Origin of the sequence: Nonomuraea sp. KM90 (assembly GCF_052246675.1) — a bacterium.
GTDB lineage: Bacteria > Actinomycetota > Actinomycetes > Streptosporangiales > Streptosporangiaceae > Nonomuraea.
In genome coordinates, this window is sequence record NZ_JBQQCB010000050.1 from 46,758 (window position 1) to 70,171 (window position 23,414).

23 protein-coding genes and 1 pseudogene are annotated in these 23,414 nt (G+C 71.6%); 13 read left to right on the top strand and 11 right to left on the bottom strand.

What is annotated here, in order from left to right:
• Positions 1 to 19 precede the first annotated feature (19 nt).
• Positions 20 to 1,216 (bottom strand): MFS transporter, encoded by a 1,197-nt coding sequence (locus tag ACTWPW_RS35800; protein ID WP_443171235.1) that lies wholly within the window; start codon positions 1,214 to 1,216, stop codon positions 20 to 22.
• Between the two features lie 162 nt (positions 1,217 to 1,378).
• On the opposite strand from ACTWPW_RS35800, the gene ACTWPW_RS35805 reads away from it, so the two are divergent.
• The gene (locus ACTWPW_RS35805; RefSeq protein WP_443171236.1) at positions 1,379 to 2,134 is read left to right on the top strand and encodes a ZIP family metal transporter; all 756 of its coding nucleotides are present in this window, start codon (positions 1,379 to 1,381) and stop codon (positions 2,132 to 2,134) included.
• Here ACTWPW_RS35805 and ACTWPW_RS35810 read toward each other — a convergent pair.
• The gene (locus ACTWPW_RS35810) at positions 2,082 to 2,747 is read right to left on the bottom strand and encodes a dihydrofolate reductase family protein (RefSeq protein ID WP_443171237.1); all 666 of its coding nucleotides are present in this window, start codon (positions 2,745 to 2,747) and stop codon (positions 2,082 to 2,084) included. The genes ACTWPW_RS35805 and ACTWPW_RS35810 overlap by 53 nt on opposite strands.
• A gap of 218 nt (positions 2,748 to 2,965) precedes the next feature.
• On the opposite strand from ACTWPW_RS35810, the gene ACTWPW_RS35815 reads away from it, so the two are divergent.
• The 4 genes from ACTWPW_RS35815 to ACTWPW_RS35830 are packed head-to-tail and all read left to right on the top strand — an operon-like array spanning position 2,966 to position 5,311.
• On the top strand, positions 2,966 to 3,490 hold the full coding sequence (locus ACTWPW_RS35815; protein ID WP_375117520.1) for an RNA polymerase sigma factor: 525 nt from the start codon (positions 2,966 to 2,968) through the stop codon (positions 3,488 to 3,490).
• Positions 3,487 to 3,972, top strand: coding sequence for a hypothetical protein (locus ACTWPW_RS35820; RefSeq protein ID WP_443171238.1), 486 nt, complete (start codon positions 3,487 to 3,489; stop codon positions 3,970 to 3,972). Before ACTWPW_RS35815 ends, ACTWPW_RS35820 begins: the two co-directional genes overlap by 4 nt.
• The gene (locus ACTWPW_RS35825; protein ID WP_443171239.1) at positions 3,969 to 4,664 is read left to right on the top strand and encodes an ABC transporter ATP-binding protein; all 696 of its coding nucleotides are present in this window, start codon (positions 3,969 to 3,971) and stop codon (positions 4,662 to 4,664) included. Before ACTWPW_RS35820 ends, ACTWPW_RS35825 begins: the two co-directional genes overlap by 4 nt.
• A complete protein-coding gene (locus ACTWPW_RS35830; protein ID WP_443171240.1) occupies positions 4,661 to 5,311 on the top strand; it encodes an ABC transporter permease subunit in 651 nt (216 codons plus the stop codon). Before ACTWPW_RS35825 ends, ACTWPW_RS35830 begins: the two co-directional genes overlap by 4 nt.
• 45 nt (positions 5,312 to 5,356) lie before the next feature.
• Here ACTWPW_RS35830 and ACTWPW_RS35835 read toward each other — a convergent pair whose 3' ends face one another.
• A complete protein-coding gene (locus tag ACTWPW_RS35835) occupies positions 5,357 to 6,214 on the bottom strand; it encodes a helix-turn-helix transcriptional regulator (RefSeq protein ID WP_375117516.1) in 858 nt (285 codons plus the stop codon).
• An 88-nt stretch (positions 6,215 to 6,302) separates the two neighbouring features.
• Here ACTWPW_RS35835 and ACTWPW_RS35840 point away from each other — a divergent pair, with 88 nt between their 5' ends.
• Genes ACTWPW_RS35840 through ACTWPW_RS35855 form a run of 4 tightly spaced genes read left to right on the top strand, consistent with a single transcriptional unit; the run spans position 6,303 to position 9,899 of the window.
• The gene (locus ACTWPW_RS35840; RefSeq protein WP_443171241.1) at positions 6,303 to 6,803 is read left to right on the top strand and encodes an SDR family NAD(P)-dependent oxidoreductase; all 501 of its coding nucleotides are present in this window, start codon (positions 6,303 to 6,305) and stop codon (positions 6,801 to 6,803) included.
• A complete protein-coding gene (locus ACTWPW_RS35845; RefSeq protein WP_443171242.1) occupies positions 6,782 to 7,078 on the top strand; it encodes an SDR family NAD(P)-dependent oxidoreductase in 297 nt (98 codons plus the stop codon). Before ACTWPW_RS35840 ends, ACTWPW_RS35845 begins: the two co-directional genes overlap by 22 nt.
• 43 nt (positions 7,079 to 7,121) lie before the next feature.
• Positions 7,122 to 9,326, top strand: a complete 2,205-nt coding sequence (locus ACTWPW_RS35850; protein WP_443171243.1) for an MMPL family transporter — start codon at positions 7,122 to 7,124, stop codon at positions 9,324 to 9,326.
• Between the two features lie 57 nt (positions 9,327 to 9,383).
• Positions 9,384 to 9,899 carry a nuclear transport factor 2 family protein gene (locus tag ACTWPW_RS35855; protein WP_443171244.1) on the top strand — a complete coding sequence of 172 codons (516 nt, stop codon included), beginning with the start codon at positions 9,384 to 9,386 and terminating at the stop codon, positions 9,897 to 9,899.
• A 505-nt stretch (positions 9,900 to 10,404) separates the two neighbouring features.
• Here ACTWPW_RS35855 and ACTWPW_RS35860 read toward each other — a convergent pair.
• The 6 genes from ACTWPW_RS35860 to ACTWPW_RS35885 form a co-directional block, all read right to left on the bottom strand.
• Positions 10,405 to 10,830, bottom strand: a complete 426-nt coding sequence (locus ACTWPW_RS35860; protein WP_364118357.1) for a hypothetical protein — start codon at positions 10,828 to 10,830, stop codon at positions 10,405 to 10,407.
• A gap of 531 nt (positions 10,831 to 11,361) precedes the next feature.
• Positions 11,362 to 11,895, bottom strand: a complete 534-nt coding sequence (locus ACTWPW_RS35865) for a hypothetical protein (RefSeq protein ID WP_443171245.1) — start codon at positions 11,893 to 11,895, stop codon at positions 11,362 to 11,364.
• Between the two features lie 170 nt (positions 11,896 to 12,065).
• Positions 12,066 to 12,566, bottom strand: a complete 501-nt coding sequence (locus ACTWPW_RS35870) for a hypothetical protein (RefSeq protein ID WP_443171246.1) — start codon at positions 12,564 to 12,566, stop codon at positions 12,066 to 12,068.
• A gap of 343 nt (positions 12,567 to 12,909) precedes the next feature.
• A complete protein-coding gene (locus ACTWPW_RS35875; protein WP_443171247.1) occupies positions 12,910 to 13,140 on the bottom strand; it encodes a hypothetical protein in 231 nt (76 codons plus the stop codon).
• Between the two features lie 919 nt (positions 13,141 to 14,059).
• Complete coding sequence (locus ACTWPW_RS35880) at positions 14,060 to 14,863, bottom strand: SAM-dependent methyltransferase (protein ID WP_443171248.1); 804 nt, start codon at positions 14,861 to 14,863, stop codon at positions 14,060 to 14,062.
• Positions 14,864 to 15,205: 342 nt separating this feature from the next.
• Positions 15,206 to 16,240, bottom strand: a complete 1,035-nt coding sequence (locus ACTWPW_RS35885) for a helix-turn-helix domain-containing protein (protein ID WP_443171249.1) — start codon at positions 16,238 to 16,240, stop codon at positions 15,206 to 15,208.
• A gap of 200 nt (positions 16,241 to 16,440) precedes the next feature.
• Here ACTWPW_RS35885 and ACTWPW_RS35890 point away from each other — a divergent pair, with 200 nt between their 5' ends.
• Positions 16,441 to 16,959 carry an RICIN domain-containing protein gene (locus tag ACTWPW_RS35890; protein WP_443171250.1) on the top strand — a complete coding sequence of 173 codons (519 nt, stop codon included), beginning with the start codon at positions 16,441 to 16,443 and terminating at the stop codon, positions 16,957 to 16,959.
• Positions 16,960 to 17,229: 270 nt separating this feature from the next.
• On the opposite strand, the gene ACTWPW_RS35895 is transcribed toward ACTWPW_RS35890, so the two are convergent.
• Positions 17,230 to 20,238, bottom strand: coding sequence for a DUF7824 domain-containing protein (locus ACTWPW_RS35895; protein ID WP_443171251.1), 3,009 nt, complete (start codon positions 20,236 to 20,238; stop codon positions 17,230 to 17,232).
• Positions 20,239 to 20,379: 141 nt separating this feature from the next.
• On the opposite strand from ACTWPW_RS35895, the pseudogene ACTWPW_RS35900 reads away from it, so the two are divergent.
• Positions 20,380 to 20,505: pseudogene (locus ACTWPW_RS35900) on the top strand (glyceraldehyde 3-phosphate dehydrogenase NAD-binding domain-containing protein); the annotation flags it as partial.
• Positions 20,506 to 20,554: 49 nt separating this feature from the next.
• Here ACTWPW_RS35900 and ACTWPW_RS35905 read toward each other — a convergent pair.
• Positions 20,555 to 22,090, bottom strand: a complete 1,536-nt coding sequence (locus ACTWPW_RS35905) for a hypothetical protein (RefSeq protein ID WP_443171252.1) — start codon at positions 22,088 to 22,090, stop codon at positions 20,555 to 20,557.
• Between the two features lie 151 nt (positions 22,091 to 22,241).
• Here ACTWPW_RS35905 and ACTWPW_RS35910 point away from each other — a divergent pair, with 151 nt between their 5' ends.
• Together ACTWPW_RS35910 and ACTWPW_RS35915 are read left to right on the top strand one after the other, a co-directional pair.
• Positions 22,242 to 22,904 (top strand): response regulator transcription factor, encoded by a 663-nt coding sequence (locus ACTWPW_RS35910; RefSeq protein WP_443171253.1) that lies wholly within the window; start codon positions 22,242 to 22,244, stop codon positions 22,902 to 22,904.
• On the top strand, positions 22,901 to 23,414 hold a 514-nt coding region (locus ACTWPW_RS35915), incomplete at its 3' end, for a HAMP domain-containing protein (protein WP_443171254.1). The genes ACTWPW_RS35910 and ACTWPW_RS35915, both read left to right, overlap by 4 nt.

Genomic DNA, 23,414 nt, shown 5'->3' on the forward strand with positions numbered 1-23,414 from the left:
GCCGCGTGCCCGCCTGCGCCTACGCACGCTGACCGGCGGCCTGGACGCGGCTCCGGGTGTCGACGGCGGAGGCCAGGAAGGCGGCGGAGGCGACGAAGGCGAGCACGACGAGCATGGCCGGGCGCAGGCCCCAGTGGTCGCCGAGGAAGCCGAGGCCGGGCGGGCCGACGAGGAAGGCGACGTAGCCGATCGTGGCCACCAGGCTGACCCGGGCGGTCTCGTCCGGTCCGGTCTCTCCCGCGGCCGACAGCGCGACGGGGAAGCCCAGCGACGCGCCGAGCCCCCAGAACAGCACGGCCGCCCCGGCCAGCACGGCGTTGTCCGAGAAGATCACCAGGAGCAGGCCGAGCGCCCCCGACACGGCGCTGGCGCGTACGACGAGGGTGCGGCCGAAGCGGTCGAGGAAGAACGTCCCGCCGAAACGACCCAGGGTCATGGCGGCGGCGAAGCCGGTGTAGACGAGGGAACCGGACGCGGTGGTCAGGCCGTGACCGTCCACCATGAGCAGCGGCAGCCAGTCGTTGGCGGCCCCCTCGGCCAGGGCCATCGCCAGGACGATCGCGCCGATCAGGAGGAGCCTGGTGTCCTTCCAGACCTTCGGCCTCGAGTGGCCGGTGCCCGGCCCGGCCGGGCCGGGAGCGAGGGCGCCGGTGCCCGCGGGGACGAAGCGGACGGCGTACAGGAAGATCCCGGCTGAGATCAGGGTGATCGCGGCCAGATGCCAGTGCACCGGCAGGCCGGCGGTGGTGGCCGCGATGCCGGTGCCGGCGCCCACCACGGTGCCCAGGCTGAAGCAGCCGTGCAAGGTGGGCAGCGTCGTCCTGCCGGTGATCCGCTCGACGTCGGTGGCATCGACGTTGACGGCGACGTCACCGGCTCCCATGCCCGCGCCGAACGCGCACAGACCCGCCATGACCAGCGGCACGGACGACACGAGAGCGCCGGCGCTGATGACGGCCAGGCTCGCCACGACCAGCGCGGTGCCGCCGCCGATGACGGGTCTGGTCCCGTACCGCGAGGTGAGACGTCCGGAGCAGAGAATGCCGATCATGGAGCCGAGCGACAGGCCGAACAGGATCCACCCCATCTGGCCGGTGGAGGCCTCCAGGCGGTCGCGGATGTCGGGGGTGCGGGTCACCCACGACGACATCGCGATGCCCGGAAGGAAGAAGAACAGGAACAGTGCCTGCCGGCGACGGCGCGTGGCGAGGTCCATGCGGAGGGTCTCCGTAAAGGTGCAGATGGTCGGCAGATCTGGGCATCGACCCTCACGGAGCGATACAGGCGTACAGATGAATGTTAATAGGGAGATAGGTGACGCCAGGAGACGAGAGATCACCCGGTTTGAAGTGGGTGGCGCGAGGGCAACCGCTTGATCATGCCGGAATGGTTGCAGGCGGGTGGGTGGGGGCTGCTGGCCGGGTTCGCGCTGGTGCTCGGCGCGCTGGCCGGGTACGCGGTGCGGATGCCGCAGCGGCTGATCGCGTCGGTGATGGCGTTCGGTGCCGGGGTGCTGCTGTCCGCCGTGTCCTTCGAGCTGATCGACGAGGCGCACCAACGGGCGGGACTGGTGCCTACGGTGGCCGGGGCCGTGTCCGGCGCGGTCCTCTACACCGTCTGCAACCTCCTGCTGGCCCGCCATGGAGCCAGGCATCGCAAGCGCTCCGGTGATCGGCAGCCGTCGGAGCGGGAGCAGGAGGGGTCCGGCTCGGCGATCGCGCTGGGCGCGGTGCTGGACGGAGTGCCGGAGTCGCTGGTGATCGGGGCGAGCCTGCTCGGCGGTGGCGTGGTGAGCACGGTGACGGTGGCGGCGGTGTTCATCAGCAACGTGCCCGAGGGCCTGTCCAGCGCGGCCGGCATGCGCGGAGCCGGGCGGTCCAAGGCGTACGTGTTCGGGCTGTGGAGCGGGATCGCCGTGATCAGCGGTCTGTCGTCGCTGGCGGGGTACGCACTCCTCGGGCAGGCGCCGGCGGCCGTGCTGGCGGGCATCATCGCGCTGGCCGGCGGCGCGATCCTCGCCATGATCGCCGACACCATGATTCCCGAGGCGTTCGAGGACGCGCACCAGATGACCGGCCTCATCACGCTGGCCGGGTTCCTGCTCGCGTTCGCGGTGTCGAAGGCCGGTGGTTGAAGCCACCTGCGACGCGATCGGCGTCACGGTGGACGTGGTAGCGCAGATGGGTGACGCGGTCGCCCTGGACGATCTCCGGGTTGCCGAGGAGCGCGGGCGGGCCGTCGTACCCGCCGAAGAACCGGATGCCCTTGCCGAACACCACCGGGACCAGGTCGACCTGCAGTTCGTCCACCAGGCCGGCGGTCAGGGCCTGACCCAGCAGGTCACCGCCGGTCAGAGACACGTCCTTGTCCCCGGCGGCGGCCTCGGCCCGGGCGATCGCGCCGGCCAGGCCGTCGGTGACGAACGTGAACGGCGCGTCGGGGTAGGGCCAGTCCGTCGGCGGTTCGTGCGTCACCACGAAGACGGCGTCGCCGGCGGCGGGGCGGCCGTTCCAGCCGTTGGTGAGGTCGAACAGGCGACGGCCGATCACCGCCGCCCCGATCCGCGACCAGGTGGCCTCCAGGTAGGCGGCGCTGGCGGCCGAGACGTGGAAGACCCGCTCCGGGTCGCCGCCGTTGAAGGGGACGTCCCCGTTGCCGTACCAGTCGAAGAGCGGACCTACCCGGTCCGACTCGTCGGCGATGAATCCGTCCAACGAGACCGTCGCGCTCGCGATGACCTTGCCCATGGCCGGTGGCTCCCTTCCGGATACCCGACTTTCCCGGGACGTCGGAGCCGTCGCCCAGGATCGGACAGCGACCGGCACAGCGGCACCTCTTTCTGCCACAGGGACCGGTCCGGACGCCGCGAGGCGGCGGACGCCAGGACCGGCCCGCACGATGATGTGGGTGCCCGTGAACCCGAGTGGCCTCTCGCCCGACTGTGCAGGGTGACGGAAGGGATGAGATGACCGATGAGCTGCTGGTGGTCCGTGCCCAGCTGGGTGAGCGGGCCGCCTGGGCGGAGCTGGTCGCCCGATGGCGGGTGCCGGTGTGGACTTATGTGCGGCGGATGCTGGATGCCGAGCGGGCCGACGACGTGACCCAGGAGATCTGGTTGTCCGTGGTCCGCGGCCTGCCCCGGCTGCGGGAGCCCGGCCGGTTCGCGCCCTGGCTGTTCACGATCGCCCGCCGCTCGGTGACCGACCGCCTGCGCGGCGAGTACGCCCGGGCCGACGAGCACGTGGCGGCCGGCGAGCTGCCGACCGAGGACCCTGTCGAGGCCATGGTGGATCGCGCCGAGCTCATCGCCGCCCTGGCCGGGCTCCCGGTTCTGGAGCGGGAGATTCTCGTCCTGTTCTACCTGGAGGACCTGTCGGTGGGGGAGTGCGCGCAGATCTGCCTCGTCCCGGTCGGCACGGTCAAGTCCAGGCTCAATCGGGCTCGCCGGATGCTGCGGGAGCACCTGGAGGAAAGGGGATACCGGGCATGATCGAGGAGGAGCCGCGCCTGTCGGCGCAGGAGATGATCGAACGGCTCGAGCCGTCGCTGTCACCGTGGCGGCGGGTGCGCGCCGTGGCGGCGCTGCTGGCCGGGCTGGCCGGTGTGGTGTTCGTGGCCGCGCTGTGGTGGAGCGAGCCGGGTCCGCTGCCGGGCCGTACCCATCTGGCGTTCGCGCTGTTCACCGTGTTCTGCCTGGCCTGGGCCGGCTACGGCGGCTGGCTGCTGACGCGCAGGGTGGTGCTGTTCGCCACCGACCGGGTGATCGCCGCCTGGATCGCGCTGATCGCGTCGCTGGTCACGACCGTGGGTGTGGCGGGCATCGCCGTGCAGCGCGGCACCGGCCTGGGTGTCGCGCTGGCGGTGGGGGGCGGGTTCGTCGCGGCGTCGCTGGTGCTGGTCGTGCGGGCGCACGCGCGCCGGGCCGAGCTGCTGCGCCGCAGGCGCGAGCTGAGCGGCGGGGAGCAGGCGTGAACGCGCTGGAGGCCGACGGGCTGGGCAAACGGTACGGCAAGCGCTGGGCGCTCCGGGAGGCCGCCTTCGAGCTGCCCGCCGGGGCCCGGTGCGCGCTGGTGGGGCCGAACGGGGCGGGCAAGACCACGCTGCTGAACCTGGTGACCGGGCTGCTGGCGCCCACCACCGGGCGGGTGCGCGTCTTCGGCAGGCCGCTGGAGGTGTCCAGGGTGGCCTTCGTGGCGCAGGACAAGCCGCTCTACCGGCGGTGGAGCGTGGCGGATCTGCTGCGTTTCGGCGCCGCGACCAACCCCCGCTGGGACCGGCACGCCGCCACCTCGTTCCTGCTCGCCCACGACATCCCCGTCCAGCAGCGGGCAGACCGCCTGTCCGGTGGGCAACGCACCCTGGTGGCCCTCGCCCTGGCGGTCGGCAAGCGGGCCGACCTGCTGGTGCTGGACGAGCCGCTGGCCGAGCTGGATCCGCTGGCCCGCGTCCGGGCGATGGACGCGGTGCGGGAGCTGGAGATCACCGTCCTGCTGTCGTCGCACATCCTGGCCGACCTGGCCGGGGTGTGCGATCACCTGATCCTGCTCGGTGCCGGCCAGGTCCGGCTGTGCGGCGGCTTCACCGATCTGCTGGCCGCCCACCCGGCCACCACCATGGAGGACCTCGTCCTGGATCACCTGCGCAACCCCGAGCCGGCCCGATGACCGGGCCTGTCGCGGGGCCGCTGTGGGCGGCCTGGCGCGGGCAGCGCGCCCAGGCCGCCGCCGTCGCCGGCGTGGTGCTGATGTACGGCGCGACCGTTGCCGTGGAGCGCTTGGAGCCCGACCTGTCCGGGCTCACCCAGCAGCTGGCCGGCTTCCTGCCCGGGGCGATCTGCCTGGTGTGGGGCGCACCACTGATCGCCCGCGAGATCGAGACGGGCACGCACAGGCTCGCCTGGACCCAGAGCCTGACGCGCGGTCGCTGGCTGGCCGCGGTCCTGGCCACCGCGGCCACCGGCGCTCTGGCCGCGGCGGCGGTGCTCGCCGCGCTGCTGGCCTGGGCACTGCCCTCCGCCGGGGGCGATCCGATGGCCTGGCCGTACTACGAGAGCCACGGCCCGGTGCCGTTCGCCCGTGTGCTGTTCGCCCTGACGCTCGGCGTGGCGCTCGGCGCCGTGACCAGGCACACCCGTGTCGCCATGCCGCTGTCCGTCCTGCTGGCCGGCATCAGCCAGCTCGCCGGCCGGGCGTTGCGTGGCCACCTTGAGCTGCCCTATTGGCCCGCACAGTGGATCGAAACGGCCTCCTACCTCGTCCTCACACTGATCCTGACCGGGGTCGCCTACCTGGCGATCCGACGCCGCGCCTGAAGCGAAGGGACCTGAGCTCGGCGTGGTCATGTTGTCGTAACCAGGTCAGCCGGGCACGTTCATGCGCTGGGTGCCGATCACCGAGAGCAGCCGCAGCGCCTCCTCGGCCGGGGAGCCCGGGTCGGCCGTGTAGATCACCACGTGCTGGTCCCGGTCGGAGACGTCCAACCCGTTGCAGTTGAGGGTGATCGGGCCCACCAGCGGGTGGTGCAGGGTCTTGCGCAGGCTCGGCCCGGGGGAGACGTCGTGCGAGGCCCACAGCCGGGCGAACTCCGCGCTGCCGGCCCGGAGCTCGGCCACCAGCTCGGCCACCTCGGCGGCGTCGGGGTAGCGGGCGGCGGCGGCCCGCAGCCGCCGGGCCGCGTCGTGGGCGAACGCGACCCGGTCGGCCTCCGCCAGGACGGGCAGGCGGGAGCTGTCCGGGGGCGGCCCGAGGAAGGCGTGCCGGATCAGGTTGCGGTCGCGCCGGGGCAGCGCGGAGAAGTCCGTCATCAGGGCGGCCGCCAGGTCGTTCCAGGCGATCACCTCGAACGTCGCGGACAGCACGAACGCGGCGGCCTGCGGCAGCCGGTCCAGCAGGTCCAGGATGCCGCGGTGCACCTCGCGGCACGGGCCGGGCGGCGGGGCCGGCGGGGCGCCGGCCAGGTGGTGCAGGTGGTCGCGCTCGGCGTCCGACAGGCGCAGCGCCCGGGTCAGCCCGGCCAGCACCTCGCGGGACGGGCGCGCGGCACGGGCCTGTTCGAGGCGCGTGTAGTACTCCGTCGAGATGTACGCGAGCTGGGCCACCTCCTCGCGGCGCAGCCCGGGGGTACGGCGCCGCCGCCCGGCCGGGAGACCCACGTCGGCGGCGTCGATCCGCTCCCGCCTGCTGCGCAGGAAGGCAGCCAGTTCCTGTCTGTCCACGCTTCCACTATGCGTGGCCCGCGCCGCGCCCAGCCAGGTACAGCCGGGGCCTGGCTGAGCTCCGTACCCCGGGACCAGGCTCGACGCCATGACTCACGACACGAACACGGGCCTGCTGGCCGGCAAGGTCGCCTTCGTCACCGGTGCCGGGCGCGGCATCGGCGCCGCCGCGGCGCGGCTGTTCGCCCGGGAGGGCGCCACGGTCCTGCTCACCGCCCGGAGCGAGGACCAGCTCAAGGCGGTGACCGAGGAGATCCGGGCGGCGGGCGGCATCGCCGGCCACGTCGTGTGCGACCTGGCCGACGCGGGTGGCGTGCGCGCCGCGGTGAGCCGGGCCGTGGACCTGTACGGCCGGCTCGACGTCGCCTTCAACAACGGCGCGACGGCGGTGCCGCCGGCACCGATGGACCGCATGCCGGAGGCCGACTTCGACCTGATGTACACCGTGAACCTCAAGGGACAGTGGGTCGCCATGTCCGCCGAGGTGAGCGCCATCCGCGCCACCGCCGGGACCGGGGCGATCGTCAACACCTCCACCGTCGGCAGCTGGGGGCCGAACCCCATGCTGTGCCCGCCTACGGCGCCATGAAGCGGGCGCTCAACAGCCTCACCGAGTCGGCCGCCGCCACCTACGGCCCGGAGGGCATCCGGGTCAACGGGATCGCCCCCGGCACCACGCTGACCGACATGGTCCACGCCTGGGAGGCCGCCTCGCCCGGGATCGTCGAGCAGCTCAACGCGCGGACCGCGCTGCGGCGCGCGGCCGAGCCCGAGGAGGTCGCCGAGGCCGCCGCCTGGCTGCTCAGCGACCGCTCCTCCTACGTGACCGGGGCAGTGCTGCGGGTGGACGGCGGCCTGGGTTGAGCAGGGCGAACGGCCGGTTCGGGACTGCTCGGGAGGCGTCGCCATGTTCTCGTGGCTAGGGCATTTCACCTACGTGCGCAGGCGCGCGTCACTGATCGCGGCCACCCTGTTCGTAGTGGTCGCCGGCGTCTGGGGCAGCGGGGTCTTCAGCGCCCTGGACACCGGCGGGCTGGAGTCTCCCCAGGCGGAGTCGTACCGGGCCGACGAGCTCCTGGAGCGCCACTTCGGGCACCGGCCGGCCCAGGCGGACGCGGTGGCGATCTACAGCGACCCCACCGGCAGGCAGTCGGTGGACGACCCGGCCTTCGAGGAGGCGGTGACGGCGGCGCTCAGCGGCCTGCCGGAGTCCGAGGTCGTCTCCTGGACCAGCTACTGGAGCCCGGGGCTCACCGAGGAACAGCGCGCCGGGTACGTCTCGAAGGACGGCCGCGCCACGCTGGCGACGATCATCCTGCGCGGCGCCGACGACCAGGAGCGCCTTGAGTCGTACGGCGGGATCGAGCAGCAGGTACGCGCCGCGGGCCTGGAGACCCACATCGCCGGCGGCTCCACCAGCGTGTTCCACCTCCAGCGGCTCGCCACCGAGAACCTGGCCACCGCCAACATGATCTCGCTGCCGATCCTGCTGATCCTGCTACTGGTCGTCTTCCGGGGCGTGGTGGCCGCCGCCATCCCTCTCGCCCTGGGGATCGTGGCCATCCTCGGCTCGCTGGTGGTGCTGCGCGGCCTGACGTACGTCACGGACATCTCGATCTTCGCGATGGAGATCTCCACACTGCTCGGTCTCGGCCTGGCCATCGACTACGGGCTCTTCATGGTCAGCCGGTTCCGCGAGGAACTCGCGGGCCGGGGCGGCGACGTACGGCAGTCGCTGGTGGTGACGATGAACACGGCCGGGCACACGGTCGCGTTCTCCGGCCTGACCGTCGTCATCGGGCTGTGCGGGCTGATGTTCTTCCCGCAGCCGATCTCCCGTTCGTTCGGCTTCGGCGGCATCGCGGTCGTCCTGTTCGACCTCCTCGCCGCGCTCGTGGTGCTGCCCGCCGTGCTGGCGGTGCTCGGCCCCCGGATCAACGCCCTGCGCCTGCCGTGGCCACGCCGCCGGCCCGGTGCCGTCACCCGGGAGGACCGGGCGTGGAACCGGCTGGCCACGTCGGTCACCCGCAGGCCGCTGCCCTGGCTGGCCGGGGGTCTGCTGGCGCTGCTGGTCGCCGCCGCCCCGCTGCTCTCGCTGCAGCAGGGCCTCACCAACCACCGCTACCTGCCCGCCGACAACGAGGGCCAGATCGTCCCCGCGATGCTGCAGGAGGGCTTCCCCCGGAACGGCCCGGCCGGCACGCGGATGGACATCGCCGTCGCCGGCCCCGTCGAGCGGGCCGCCCTCGACCGCTACCTGCGGTCCGTCGAGGGCCTCGAGGGCGCGGGCGCGGCCGGCGTCCATCTCGCGGACGCCGAGCTGACCTGGGCGACCGTCACCTACCAGGGCGAGGTCGACGACGCGGAGAACCTGGAGCTGGTACGGGACATCAGGGCACTCGAACCCCCGGCCGGCGCCACCGAGGTCCTCGTCGGCGGCCCCGGCGGACCGGCGGTCAGCCTCGACAACAGCGACGCGACGATGGGGGCGCTGCCGTGGGCGCTGGCCTTCATCGGCCTGTCGACCCTGGTGCTGCTCTTCCTCGCGTTCCGGTCCGTGCTCGTACCGATCAAGGCCGTCGCCGTCGCCTTCCTGTTGCTGGCGGCCTCCTGCGGCATCATCGTCTGGGGATTCCAGGAGGGCGGCCTGGCCGGCCTGATGGACTTCCCCGTGGTGGGCACCACCGACGTGTGGGCACTGGGGCTCATCGTCACGATCGCCTTCGGCCTGGTGACCGACTACGAGATGTTCCTGGTGAGCCGGGTCCACGAGGAGTACCTCGCGACCGGCGACAACCGGCGTGCGATCGTCGTGGGCCTGCGCGGCACCGGCTCCCTCATCACCCGGGCCGGGCTGCTCATGGTCATCGTCCTGGCCACGATGGGCCTCACCGCGACCTCGCTGTTCCTGATCACCATCGGGGTCGGGCTCACGCTCTCCGTGGTGATCGACGCCACCCTGGTCCGCTCGATCGTCGTGCCCGCCGCGATGCAGCTGCTCGGCGGGGCGAACTGGTGGCCGTCCCGGCCCCGGCGGCCGGGCGACCGCGCGGAGGTCCCCGACGAGCTGCGGCCTGCCCCGCGGACCGAGGCCACGAGCGGCCCCGCCTGACCACGGGGCCGTGGCCCTGCCACCCATCCAGCGATCAACCAATCGAAGGGCAGCTACATGCGTAAACACACGTTCCTCGCCACCATCACGGGCGCCCTGGCGCTGACGATCGTGACGACGACCGGCCTCACCCCCTCGGCTTCCGCCGCTGCGGGACCGGAGCGGCGGACCGTGGAGCAGACCCAGGCGCTCCTCGCCGCATTCGAGCGCAAGGACCTGAACGCGATCAGCGCGAGGATCGATGAGGACGCCACGTTCACGATCCCGCTGTCGTTCTCCGGCACACCGGAACCCGCGGGCCATTTCACCGGCAAGGACCAGATTCTCGGTTACGTCGACAACGTGCTCAGGAACTTTCGGCGGATCCGGTTCACCGATATGCGGATCAGCGTGACCGCGCACGGAAAGACGTCCTTCGTGCAGGCCAACGGCGACTTCACCACGGCCGACGACCGTTCGTACCGCAACGTGTACGTATACCGCTTCGACTGGAGGAACGGCCGGATGGTGCACGCCGAGGAATACGCCAACCCCGTCACCCTCTGCAAAACCTTCGCAGACCTGGACTGCTGAGAGAGCCCGGGCCGCGAAGCTGTACCGCTCTGGTTGAGCCGCCGGTTTCGCAAGTCCGACACCACCCTGCCCCTTCACCTCACGGGCCGTACTGGTTAGAGGCAGCGGGTTCCTTCTGTCGCGGGTGTTGCCCGCGCCGATCGCGAACGGGACACGGCCGGTCATCACCGCGAAGTGAGCAGCATGAGGCCGACCGCGTTCTTGCTCAGTCGCACCCGCATTTCGCAGGTGAAGGCGGTGGTGCCGTTGTGGTGGTAGTTGTTGTGCGTCGGTTCATCTTGCCGATGATGTAGTACCTGCTGACCGCGGCGATCCCCGAGGCCTGGACGAGCTGGTCGTGCTTGGCACGTTCCTTTGACGTGGCACGCAGCATGGGTGGCACCCCTTCGCCGCCGTTCCGCCGTCCCGACGGAACGGCGGAACGGCGGCGTTCTGAGCGGGGGTGGAGCCTGGCCTACAGGGCCCGTGAACGGGGTGTCGGCGCTACCGCCGGATCACAAGAGGTTCAGCCGCAGTGCACGTTGTTGAGCTTGACGCTCGTCCACGAAGGTGAGATTCCCTCGACGTCAATACACTGGCCAGGCGCCGAGACGTACACCGGGCCGGCGTAGTACTGGTAATTGTCGGCGTCGGTGTCTTTCCCGCTGCCGTCGCCTCTCGAGATCGTGACGCCCTTCCAGCTCGTGGTGTTGGCGTAAGGGCCGTCACCGTAGGTCAGGGCGCAGTTCTTGCCGGTGCTGGAGCTGTAGTACACCTCCAGAATGCCCGTACGGTACCCGTACTTCTCGATGCCGATGCTGTAGACGCCGACCCGGGTGTAGCTGCTGCCGCAGGGTCCGGCCGCGCCGGCCGGGGTGGCGCCTGCTACCAGCGTGGTGGTGGAGGCCAGGGTCGCGCCGGCCAGGAGGGCCGCCAGCTTGCGTATGCGCACGAAGATCCTTTCGCTTGCCAGTGCTGTGATCATGAGTACCACTGGCTCACAGCCGCCACACACGACTGGTGATCAATGTGATGGTTCACACAGATTCGGCAGGCGGAGGGTGCCTCGGGCGGACCGTCGCCCGCGTCCTCACCGACGTCCGCCGTACGGGACTCGGTCGGCGACGGCTTCTTCGACGCGGGCCTGTGTCGCGGGACCCGAAGGTTCGGCCAGGTACATCGTGACGGGAACAGCGTCCAGTGCGCCGGTGCCGAACGGCGCCGCGTCCGGCCAGGTCCGCGCCGGCCGGGACGGCGAAGGCCCGATCGCCCTCCACAGTCAGCTCACGCGACGTGTCGGGCTCGATCGCCGCGCCGCCCGCCGTGGCGGCGACGGTGGGGCCCGCGACCTGCATGGGCCCGGCGCCCAAGCGACTGGGTAGCCGCACCGTCGGCGCGTCCCCGCCGGGCCTATTCCCCGGCAGATCAGCGCCCCGGCCCAGGCGACTTTGCTGCCGGTCATCGAGATCAACCGGAGGCCGACCTAATCGGGCTGCATGCCACGGCCCAGTGGGTGCCGCACGAATTCTGGATCGGCGTCGCCGAGAGCAATGCTGTTCTCATCAAGAGCGTTGGCGATGTGGAAGCGCCCCATGTCGAAGACGAACTCCACAGCGACAGTGCCGCCCGCTATGTCATGACGCGACGATGGATGCCATTCGAGCAGAGCGACCTCGCGCAATTCCTGGCCGACGAACGGCTCAAGCCGTTCGTCGGCCCTGGACCACGCCGGGGTGAGTTCGTCATACTCCCAGCCGGTGATCGCAGCCTTTGTGTCGATGGTGTTCCAGCCGATCGACAGCTCATCGAACTTCGAGTGGCTGATCTCTACCTGGACGCCGTCGAAGCCCAGGACGACGGGGCACTCGGCATACCAGTCCCCGTCCTCGACGAAACGCACGAGCGCGAATCCCGTAAGACGTCGGCCACCAAGCGCGGCCAAGCCCTGCCCGTGTTTCTCGCGGATGTCTTGGAGTCCGACGAGAAAGGTCGGCTCGAAGCCGGATATACCCATCACGACAGGCGATTGTCCAGGTTCATCGCGGCACCCGCCAGTCGATATCCGCTGCCGAGCCGTAGTGCCACGCTTGACGAATCAGATTCCACATAACGGCCGGCTCCAGCGAGCGCAACCGCGTCGAGGGGCAGCGACTGACAGCGGCCGCCGCCATCAGATTCCCATTCGGATCAACACATCCGGCCGCCGTAATTATGATACTCATGGCTTATCGATAGCTGGACCCTATATTCCTTGAGATTGGCGCCCTGATAGTCGCTTGCCCATACCGACAAAAAGGCATGCATGCCGTCATTCGTGAGCTTGTGGAAACAGCCCTCTCCCACTGGAGACGCCATCAGAGGTTCAACTGGCTTCCAGCCTCTGCCATGGAGATTCTTTTTATAAGCTGGCACAAGCTCGGTGATTGACCCCTCATAGGTGTAAATTTTCATCGTATAAGCGTACGAGTTTTCCTCGTCGCAATTGGAGCGACCGGAGCTTATCTCGACCGCCCCGTTCAGGCGCACATCCACGTCCAAGGCGGCCACGGCAGCCAACGCATCTTCATTACACCCGTCGCTATCGAAGTTGCTCCATGGGAGGAGGCTTCCCCTGGCGGCTCCTACCAGAAGGAGGGCGCCGATCAGGCCTGCGGGTATCGCTAAAAGGAGTGGCGGAAAGTTTTTCAAAGTCCCTCCGTGGGATTCGGTATACGGGCGATCTTAGCGTGCGCGGCTGAGGTCCGCGTAAGTGCCGTCCGCGTAAACCGATGCATGCGATTTCGAGAGTTCGGACGCGAGCCGCTGGGCCCCGTAGCAGCCCCAAATGTCGCAAGCAGTACTGAGCTCCTGCCACCGATTTCTCCGCGGCCACAGCCGCCGATACATTGACCACCACTTGCGCTGCTGCTTGAGCTGTACGTAGCTGCCCGCAGGGGTGATGGTGTAGCCGCCGCTCAATCCGGATCCGTAGCCGGGTCCGGCGAGGGAGCCGCTGTTGATGCTCGTGGCGTGGTGGCAGGGTCGGTGCCGGTCAGGGGTGATGCGTTGGCGTAGGTGTCCCGGCTGGTGAAGCTGCCGGGCTGGTACCAGCGTGCGTGCATATTGATTTGCCGGTGTCCGGGTCGATGTACTCGCCCTGGTAGCCGAGGCTGGCCTTGTTTCCCGTCTGGGCTACGACGGGGCCGAAGAGATCATAGGTGGAAGAAGCTGTCATCGCGGTGCCAGCGAATGTCCTGACGAGATCGCCGTGCAGGTCGCTCATCGCGGCGACGGCAGGGGTAGTGCCTTCCTGGATGCCGAGCAGGGCGCCGAAGGGGTCGCGCGCGTACTTGGACTAATCGTTGCCGCTCCCGGTGATGCGGCCAGGTCGTTACCTAGCCCGGCATACAGAGGGGTCTGCTTGGTGGTGCCGCTGACGCGGGAGGTGACGCGGTCGAAGGCGTCGAAGGTGAACTGGGCGATGATGCCGTTTCTTGGTCTGTCCCTCGCGCTGCGCATGTGGGGCCGCATGCACGGCTTGATCTCCCTGGAGGGTCTACGGCCATCTCAGTACGCAGACCAGCGATCCCGCCAAGCTCTACCACGCCGAGTTGCTCGACCTGCTCAGATGCCTCGGGCTCGACGTGGAGCATGTCCGCGACTCGGGGATGCCGCGATCCTCGACCTGAGGCTTTGGCGGAACCCCCACGACGCGGACTGGCGCGTGGAGCGCGTCGACGTACCGTCAAAGGCGTGCCCGGCTCGGACCGCAAGCTGCGGCCGTCCAACAGAGCAGCTACCTGACGAACCCCATGCCCGCCGGCAAGACCGGTAACGCTGGAGGCTCGCCAGGCCAACGCCGGGGAACCGGGAGGACCGGTCAGCCGCGATGATCAAGGGCGCCGGGGCCGGCGGACCCTACGCAGCGCGTACGGCGGGGTCAGCCGCCGTCAGACCGGCTCGGGAAACCACTCAGCGCGGTGCTCCACGCCGTGCGGGCGGCCGCAGCCCTGACAACCTGCCCGTCAGGACGCTCGTGAGCGGGCTGTCGACGCCGGCCTCCCTCGGCATGACCAGCTGCGACGCATTCAAGAACACCGGCTTCGACGCCCTCGACCGATCGTCGCGACCTGGCCGGCACAGGAGCTCCGCATCCCCGCCACGAACGCCGACCGCTGCCTGCCGCCGCCACTGCGTTCGGATCACGGCTTGCGGGCCACGCCGCCATGCGCGTCGATGAACGACGCCTCCTCCTCGCCCTCCGGCCGCCACTGCGTGATCGGCGCCAGCCCCGGCTCCACCAGGTGCAGCCCGCCGAAGCACTCGGCCAGTTCCTCCACCGAGCGCAGATAGTACGGGACCGCTCCGCTCTCGGCCAGCTTGTCACTGCCCTCGGCAACCGCCTCACCCGTCGCCGTACCGTCCCACAACACCAGGTAACTACCGGACGGCACGGCCTGCATGACATGGTCGATGATCGAGCGCATCACCTCCAGGTCGTCCACGTAACCGAGCACGCCCATGAACATCACGGCGATCGGCCTGGTGAAGTCGAGGACCTTGCGGGCCTCCGCGATGATCAGTTCGGGCTCGTGGTAGTCGCCGTCGACGTAGGCGGTCACGCCCTCGGGCGAGGTGTTCCTGAGCAGCGCGCGGGCGTGCACCAGCACCAGCGGGTCGTTGTCGACGTAGACGATGCGTGCGGACGGGTCGACCGCCTGCGCGACCTCGTGGGTGTTCTGCATCGTCGGCAGGCCCGTGCCGATGTCCAGGAACTGGGAGATCCCGGCCTCGGCGGCGAGGTGGCGCACCGCCCGGATGAGGAACCGGCGCGACTGCACCGCCATCTGGACGATCTCCGGGTAGACCTCCGCCACGGCATCACCCGCCGCCCGGTCGGACGCGAAGTTGTCCTTGCCGCCCATCCAGTAGTTCCAGATCCGGGCGGCATGCGGGACCTCAGGCTTGATCTTCGCGGCGAGGTCGGGGCGATCGTGGCTCATCATCGGGCTTTCTGTGGAGGGAGGCGCTGCGGCGTCGCGCAGGAAGATCGTACGTCCCCGGCACCCCGCATACGGTGCCATCGCGACTTCCGGCCCGAACGACTCCATCCGGCAGACGCTCGAGGTGCGAGCGGCGCCGATCGCACAGCCGCCTCGTCCTGCCGTGGCGGAGCCGCGTTCCATGCCGGCCATCAACGCCGGCCATCAACGCCGGCTGACCACACCAGGCCCGGGCGGCGTCGAGCGCGGAGGCGACCTCGTCCAGCAGCCGGCACGATGGGGCGTGTTCTTCAGCAGCCCCCACCCGGCGGGCAGAACCCGTTCCCAGGACCTGTGCATCCGCGGTCAAGCACGGCGAGCGGGCCACGCCTCGGCGTCGCCGGCCGGGCCGGATGTGTCGTGCCGGTCGAGAAGGGTCAGGCCGGTCTGGGTGGGATGGTGCAGGACGTTGCCGTGGTGCCGGCGCGTCGTGATCAGGCGCGCCTCGCGCAGCACGGCGGTGTGCTGGCTGACGGCCGCCGAGGAGATGTCCAGGCGGCGGGCCAGGGCGCCGGTGGTGGCCACGCCGTCGGCGATGGCGGTGAGCACCGACGCGCGGGTACGCCCCAGGAGCCTGGCCAGTGCCCGCGCCGGCGAACCGCCCGTCCAGATGCCCGCGGCGCGGTCGACGCCGAGCGCGGCGGGGAAGATCAGGATGCAGCCGGCGGGATCGCCCGGCTCGTACATCACCCCCGAGAAGCGCAGGAAGAACGACGGCACCAGCAGCAGCCCCCGCCCGTCGAGGGTGAAATCGTCGTCGAACCGGTCGCCGGCATCGACATGGAGGGTCGGCGGCGACCACCGGATGCGCGGATGCAGGCTGGCCAGCAGGCCGCCGACCCCACGGTCGAGCAGGATCCTGCCGCGCTGGGCGCGTTCGGCGTCGAGGTGCGCACGAATGCGCGACCAGTGCGGGCCGACGGCGGCACCGTGGTACGCCTCCATCGTGGACAGCACCTCCCGCCGGGCGGCCAGGGTGTCGGCGAGCCCGGCCAGCGCGGCCGGCACCTGGCCATGGTGCCCGGCGTAGAAGTCCAGCTCCGCCCGGACCGCCTGCCGGGGGCGGCCGAGGAAGCCCTCGCCGCTCTCGGCCAGGTCGCGACCCGGCCCGGCGAGCAGGGCCAGGTCGAAACACGGCAGCCGCGCCGGTGCGATGGCGGCCAGGGCCGCGAATCGCGGATCGGCGGCGCCGCGTACCCGGCGCCGCCACGCACCGAACACCGGCTCCTCCGCCCGCCCGCGCAGCGCGTGCAGGCTGAACAGGGTCTCGGCCATGGGACCCAGCGTCGCCGCCACCCGCACCCGCGCCAGGTCGTCGGCCGTGAAGTGAATCCTGTGCATCCGCCCCCCATAGGCATCCACATCGTTGCCAGAGCACGTCGCCCAAACGGCCGCACAAGCCCCTGAACGGCACGGTTAAGCCACGACTTACAAGCCTCGCGGGGCGTCATTTCTTCCTGCGACATTGAGCGGGCCGGACTTTCCGCAGAAGGGACGGCTCGACCTCATTCCGGCCCGCCCGAAGAAAGGTTCACCCGAGCATGCGTCATCGAATCCGCACCGTGCTGATGAGCATGGCTGTCATGGCCGCCGCAGCCGTCGGCACCGGACTGGCGAACACGCCGGCAAGTGCCACGGCCGCCGCGCCGATCGTCGAGAAAGGGTCCGGCTTCACCTTGGAGCCGGCGAACGTCGGGGCCCAGTCCGGCTACGTCCGGAACAGCGCCACGAACCGATGCCTGGAGCAGGCGGTCGGCGGCGCGGTGGGGCACGTCTTCACAGCTCCGTGCCACTACGGCCAGAGCCAGACCTGGACGTGGATCGGCACGGCGGACTACAGGCCCCTGAGGAACTTGTGGAGCCAGGAGTGCCTCGACGGCACCCAGGCCACCGGCAGGGTCTACACGCTCAGCTGCAATGGCGGCAATTACCAGGCATGGTATTTCACCCCGCGAAGCGAAATCGCGCAACGTCAGTCGCAGCAGTGCCTCGACAGTAACTGGGAGGGTTCGGTTTACCTTTCCCCGTGCAATCAGGGCAACTACCAGAAGTGGTACTGAGCCCTTCTGAACTCGCGGTTGGCAGCCGCCTGCGGGAACGTGGCCCGCAGGCGGACCGTCAGCCGCGCAGGTCGGCGGTCGGGGGCTGTCCGGTGTTCGATCAGGGCCCTTGAGATCGTCCCAGAGGCGCGGCGGAACCGGCCGGACCGTGTGCGGTGACCCGCCGTTGAAACCCGCCCGGTCCGCGCGCCATGCTGAGCCGACGCGACCCCGCCATTCCCGGACGCAGCCGGGGGAGCAGGCAGTCCTACTCCCCGGCCGCGTACGGCGTCAGGGTCGGCCGAGCCGGTCGTGCAGCCGGACGCATTCGCGTACGAACCGGCTCCTGCCATCACCCGTCGCGTACGCCGACACCTCCGGGATCGCGCCGCGCGCCCCCGCCCAGGTGGCCACGTCCGCGGCCAGCGTCACCGCCTCGGTGTGCGCCGCGCGGGGCCGCTCGCCGGGGGCGGGCAGCAGCGCGGGCAGCAGGTTCGTAAGGATGCGCCACACCGCCGCGTACGCACCCTCCCGCGCGGCCTCGGCGAGCACGCCCACCACCTGCCGCGCCTGGCAATAGGGTGTGCGCCGCAGCAGCAGCGCCACCTGCGCGCCCACGTCCTCGGCCGGCAGGTCGCCCCTGGCCGCCATCCGTACCAGCAGTGACGCCGCCTCCGGGTCCGCGTTCGCGACCTTGACGGCCAGGGTGAGCGCCATCGCCTCCCCGGCGGGCCCGTCCGCGTCGGCCAGCGCACTCACCCACAGCATGGCTCCCTGCGAGCCGAACAGGTACGGCAGGAAGTCGACGGCCACGACCTCGCGGTGCGAGGGCAGGAGCGACGGCCACCAGTTCATGGAGTGGTTGTGGTGGCCCCAGCTCCAGCGGGCCTGCTCGCGCAGCAGCCCGTCGAGGGCTTCGAGGCCGGTCGGCACGGCCCGCAGCAGCGGCTCCAGCCGGATGTCGTGCGGCCGATACCCCGGCTCGCGCTCGTCGAAGTAGTGGCCGGTGGCGCCCTCCGTGTAGGACCACCGCAGGCCCGTCTCCGGGTCGGGCAGCCCGGCCCCGTTCAGCCAGAGCGCGGCGGTCGTGGCGGCCGGCGTGTCGATCCGCGCGGCTTGTGCGGCCGCTTCGGGGTGGCGCCCGCGCGGCAGCCGCAGCAGCGCCTGGGCCAGGTCGACGGGCAGCGGCTCGACGCCGGCGGCCGCGCACTCCGCCAGGCGGTCCACCAGTACGGCCGGGTCGAGGTGGCCGGTCGTCAGGGTGGGCGTGGCCAGCAGCACGGGCGGCAGCGTGCCGGCCCGCAGCGCCCGGTAGATCTCGTCGAGCCGGCGCAGCAGGAACAGGTGCGGCGGAGCGAGGGTCTCCGGCCGGGGCAGGCGCGGACGGCGCGGGCGCGGCTGGTCGCTCGTACGGGCCATCCGCTCGCTCGGCACGCCGAAGCCCAGCAGCCGCTCGGCTTCCTTCCATGCCGCCTCGAACAGCCGCCCGAAGGCCCGCTCCAGCCCGCCGCCCTCCTCCGCGTCCCCGGCGCCCGTCCACACACCCGCCCCCGCCCACGGATCGGCCGGCTCCGGCCCGGAAGCGGGCCCAGGGTCGGCAGCGGGCGCAGGCCCGGACGTGGGCCCAGGGTCGGACGTGGGCCCAGGGTCGGACGTGGGCCCAGGGTCGGACGTGGGCCCAGGGTCGGCAGCGGGCTCGGTCACCTGCCTGGCCAGGGCGCCGATCCACTGGCTGACGTCGACCCATTCCTCGTGGGCGTACACCTGCGGGTAGGCACCGCCGAACTGCTCGGCCAGCGTCCGCCGCATCTCCTTCCTGTCGCCGGCGGCCTGCTGCACGAACGCCGCCAGCCACCGCTCGCCGTCCACCCACAGGTAGACGCTGTGACTCACGTCCAGCGTCGGCTCGGGGAACGGCTCGGGCCCGGCGGGCGCGGGCAGCGGCGGCGGGGTGACCGCGGCGGGCTGTTCCCGCGGCGTCACGTCCCCGCCGAACTGGGCGGCCACCCGCGTCCCGAGCGTCGCCGGGAGCAGGGGAACGGCCTCGGCCAGGACCTCGCGGGCCGGGGCGAAGGCGGCGGCGTGCTTGAGCGCGATCCTGGTCGCCCGCTCCTGGACCTCGTAGGAGGAGTGCCCGAACGCCGTCGCGAGTGCCGGCGCGAGGCCGGCGGCGTGCGCGGCTTCGCGTTCCAGCCAGCGCAGGCCCTGCAGGGCGAGCTTGGCCTCGGGACGGAAGGTCAGCGCGCCGATCGCCTCGATGGCCTCGGCCTTCTCGTACGGGCCGGCGCGGCGGACCTGCGCGAGTGCCAGCTCGGCGACCGTGCCGGGGGCGGCGGGCAGCAGCCGCAGGTAGTCGCGGACGTGGGCGGCGGCCTCCTGCGGCGTGGGATCGAGCATCCGGTGCAGCCGGACGAAGAAGCGCAGGTCGATCGCGTCCCCGCCGCGCAGGAAGCGGCGCAGGCAACCGTCGAGCAGCTCCGCGCGCGACACCCGCCCGGTGGCGACCAGTTCCTCGATCAGAGCGAGCGAGTGAGTGGGGGCGGGCTCCAGGCGTTCCTCGCGCAGCAGGCGGCCGACGCCCTCGGCCTCGAAGATGCGCGGCAGCAGCGGGCCGATCAGCGGGTCGCCGGCGGCCGGGCGGGTGCGGAGCCAGGCGGTGACGAGCGGGTCGTGCTCGGGCGGCGGGGTGCCGCAGGCCCGCAGCACGGCCAGGGCCAGCGGGGCGTTGCGGTCGTCGGGCGTGCGGATCTTCTTGACGAGGCGGGCGGCCACCTCGGCCTGCCAACCGGCCGGGCGCGCGGCCAGCACCCGGGTCACCTCCTTGGTCCTGGCCCGGCGGCCGGTGAGCTCGCGCCGGGTCAGCCAGGCGGCCGTGGCGGCGGGACCGGCCAGCACGCCCGCTCCCGCGATCCGCAGCACCTCCCCGTGCCCGCCGACGCCATCCCCTGCCCAAGCCCCGTCCCAAGCCCCGTCCCAAGCCCCGTCCCACGGCCCATCCCACGCGCCCGGCCCGCGCCCGTTCCCCTCGCCGCCGTCCCCTTCCTCATCCCACTCGCCGTCCCCGTCGCCGTCCCACCCGCTTCCGCCCAGGCCGGGCGACCACCGCTCCCCGGCCCTGCGCCCGGCGGCCTGGCGCAGGTCGCCGCGCAGGTCGGGCAGCCGCCGGGCGACCTCGGCACGCTCGGCGTCGGACAGGGTGATCACGAGGTCGGCCAGACCGCGGGCGTCGCGGGCGGTGATGCGGTCGCGGACCCGCACCCAGGCCGTCATGAGACCGCCCCTGCGGAAGTAGATGAACACGTCATGCCCGGCACCCTAGAGATCATCTCCGACAATCCGCCGCGGAACCGGCAGCCGCAGTGCCGGCAAGGGGCCGAAGGTCCATCGCACGTGGGACCGTGGCCTCTCACCCGTGAGCCCCGACCGCCGGACGATGAAGGCATGAGAATCGGCATCAACGGATTCGGCAGGATCGGCAGGGCCGTCCTGCGCCGCGCACTGCGCGCCGACCCGGGCAGCGGCCTCGAGGTGGTCGCCGTCAACGACATCGCGGACGCGGCCACGCTGGCCCACCTGTTCAGGCACGACTCCACGTACGGGCCGCTCGACCTCCCCGTCACCGCCGCTGGGCGAGCGGGACTCTCCTGCGGTGCACGGCCATCGCCGCCCCGAGGGCGAGGGCGGCGTATCCGCAGGTCACGGCCAACCCTGCCCATGGTGGGAGCGGGTAGTAGCCCCCGAGCGGTGACGGGGGCACCTCCACATGCGCGAACGTGGGCACGCTCTGCGTGATCGCGAACCCGGCGGCAGGGGTGATCATCAGCAGCCGCGGCACCAGGCCCGCGGTCGCCAGCAGGTGGGGCACGACGACCAGCGCGATGGCCAGCCCGATGGCGACGACGGCCCGCTTGACCAGCGCGGCCAGGCCCAGAGCCAGCACGGCGGCGGCCGCGGTCAGCGCCGCGTAGCCGACGATCACCCGCAGCTCGGTACCCAGGGTGATCGGCTGGATCGGGTTCTGATTGGCACGCGACATCGCCAACCCGGCAGGGACCACGACCCCCGAGGTCACCAGCCCCGCCACGAACGCGACCGCGCCGACCACCACGGCCTTGGCCGCCAGCAGCCGCGCCGGATGCGGCGCGCCCGGCAGACCGGTCCCGATCAACCCCCGCCGGCGTTCCGCCGTGAAGGACAGGACCGCCGCCACGAGCACCAGGCTCAGCCCCACGGCCCCGCCGATCAGCATGAGGTCGGCGCGCAGACCGCCCTCCACCGTGGCGGGCCCGATGTCTCCGACACCGGTCACCAGCAGCTTGTCGCCGGACTCGACGACCCCGCCCGGGTGGTGCGGGGTCTTGCCGTCGGGCCCCAAGGAGACACCGACGTCGTCACGCCGCCACGAACCGTTCGCGCCCCGCAGCGTGACCTGGTCGAAGGTGGCGGTGGCCTGGGCGAAGGCTTTCGCCGTCTCCCACAACGTGCCCGGCGAGGTGGCGAACAGCCCGATCTCGACCGTCTCCGGCAGTCCGGTCAGCCTGACCGTGCCGACCTCGGTCCACACCTTGCCGTCGCCCGACTCGTAGCCGGTGATGGTGCCACCCGACCTGGTCAGCCGCAGCCACCGTGGCCCCCGCACCGGACCGCCGGCCACGTCGTGGACGTAGTTGTGCTGCATCCGTACGCCGTGGCTGCCAGTGATCATGACGGCGGCGTACGGCGTGCCCTGCGCGAGGCTCGGCCTGACGAGGAGCCCGGCCTTCGCCCACGGCACCACCCCCTCCTTGACGTTGCGCACCCCGGGTACGGCGTCCGGCTGCCGCATCTGCCCGGTCATGTCCGACACCCGGGCGGTGATGCTGCCGTCCCCCTTGAGCGGCTGGTGCACGAAGTAGTACTTGTCCCTCACCGCCGTGCCATCCGGACCCACCAAAGGCGCGGGGCAGGGGCCCTCGCCCTTCCACGTCACGCAGGCGCTGCGGACACCCCCGGCGACCAGCAGTCCGAGCGACACGGTGACCAGCACGGAGGCCGCCATCAGGAGCACCCAGCCCCGCACGGAGCGGAACTCGGCCCACTCCGCGCGCAGCAACCGGGGGAAACGGTCCGGCCCGGCCTGTCGGCTCGGTCGGGGAGGCGTGAATGAACTCATGCCGACGGTTGTACGTGGCACCCGGTTCCGGCCGGGTCGCAACCGCCGCGACCCGGCTGCGACCGGGGTTCTGGCATCGTTGAGCCATGTCAGCCCGACCCTGCGGCCGGTTCGGCCGCCCCGACCGCACGACGAACCTCGGTGAGCGGCGGTGAGGGTCCTCGTCGTCGAGGACTTCGAGGTCCTCGCCCGCTCCATCGGAACCGGGCTGCGCCGCGAGGGCATGGCCGTCGACGTCGTCCTGGACGGAACCGCCGCCCTCGACCGCCTGGCCGCCACCCGCTACGACGTGGTGATCCTCGACCGCGACCTGCCCGGCGTCCACGGGGACGAGATCTGCCGGCGACTGGCCCGCGGCCGCTGCGAGACCCGCGTACTGATGCTCACCGCCTCCGGCACGATCGAGGACCGCGTCGACGGGCTCGGCCTCGGCGCCGACGACTACCTGCCCAAGCCGTTCGCGTTCGCCGAACTGGTCGCCCGCGTCCGCGCCCTGGCCCGCCGCGCCACCCCGCCGCTACCGCCCACCCTGGCATGCGGGGACATCACCCTCGACCCGGCCCGCCGCACCGCGTTCCGGGCCGGCCGGCGCCTCGAGCTGAGCCCCAGGGAGTTCGCCCTGCTCGAATGCCTGCTCGCCGTACCCGGCCTGGTCATCTCCGCCGAGGAGCTGCTCGAACGCGTCTGGGACGAGGCCGCCGACCCCTTCAGCAGCGCCGTCAAGCACACCGTGCACCGGTTGCGGGCCAAGCTCGGCGACCCGCCCGTGATCGAGACCATCCGCGAAGGCGGCTACCGCATAGGACCGTCATGACCGCCCAGAAGCTCGCCAGAAGGTCCTTGCAGACGCGGCTCGCGCTCGCCTACGCGGCGGGCATCTACGCCGCCGGGGTCCTGGTGCTCGTCTTCGTCGCCGTCCCGCTCGCCCGCATCGACGCGGCCTCCCCCAAGGATCACCCCTCATCGAGCGCGATCACCGAATCCGGGCCCGGGATCAGCCTGCCCCAACTCCTCACCGGATCCGCCGTCGCCCTGGTCGGTCTGATTCCCGTAGCCCTGGCTCTGGGCTGGTTCGTCGCCGGCCGGTTCCTGCGCCCGCTGCGCGCCATCACCGCCACCGCCAGAATCATCTCCGCCGGCGACCTCCACCGGCGACTCGCTCTCGGCGAGCCCACGGACGAGCTGACCGAGCTCGGCCACACCCTCGACGACCTGTTCGCCCGCCTGCAAGCCGCCTTCGACGCCCAACGCCACTTCGTCGCCAACGCCTCCCACGAGCTGCGCACCCCTCTCGCCGGCCTGCGCACCCTCCTCGAAGTCGCCC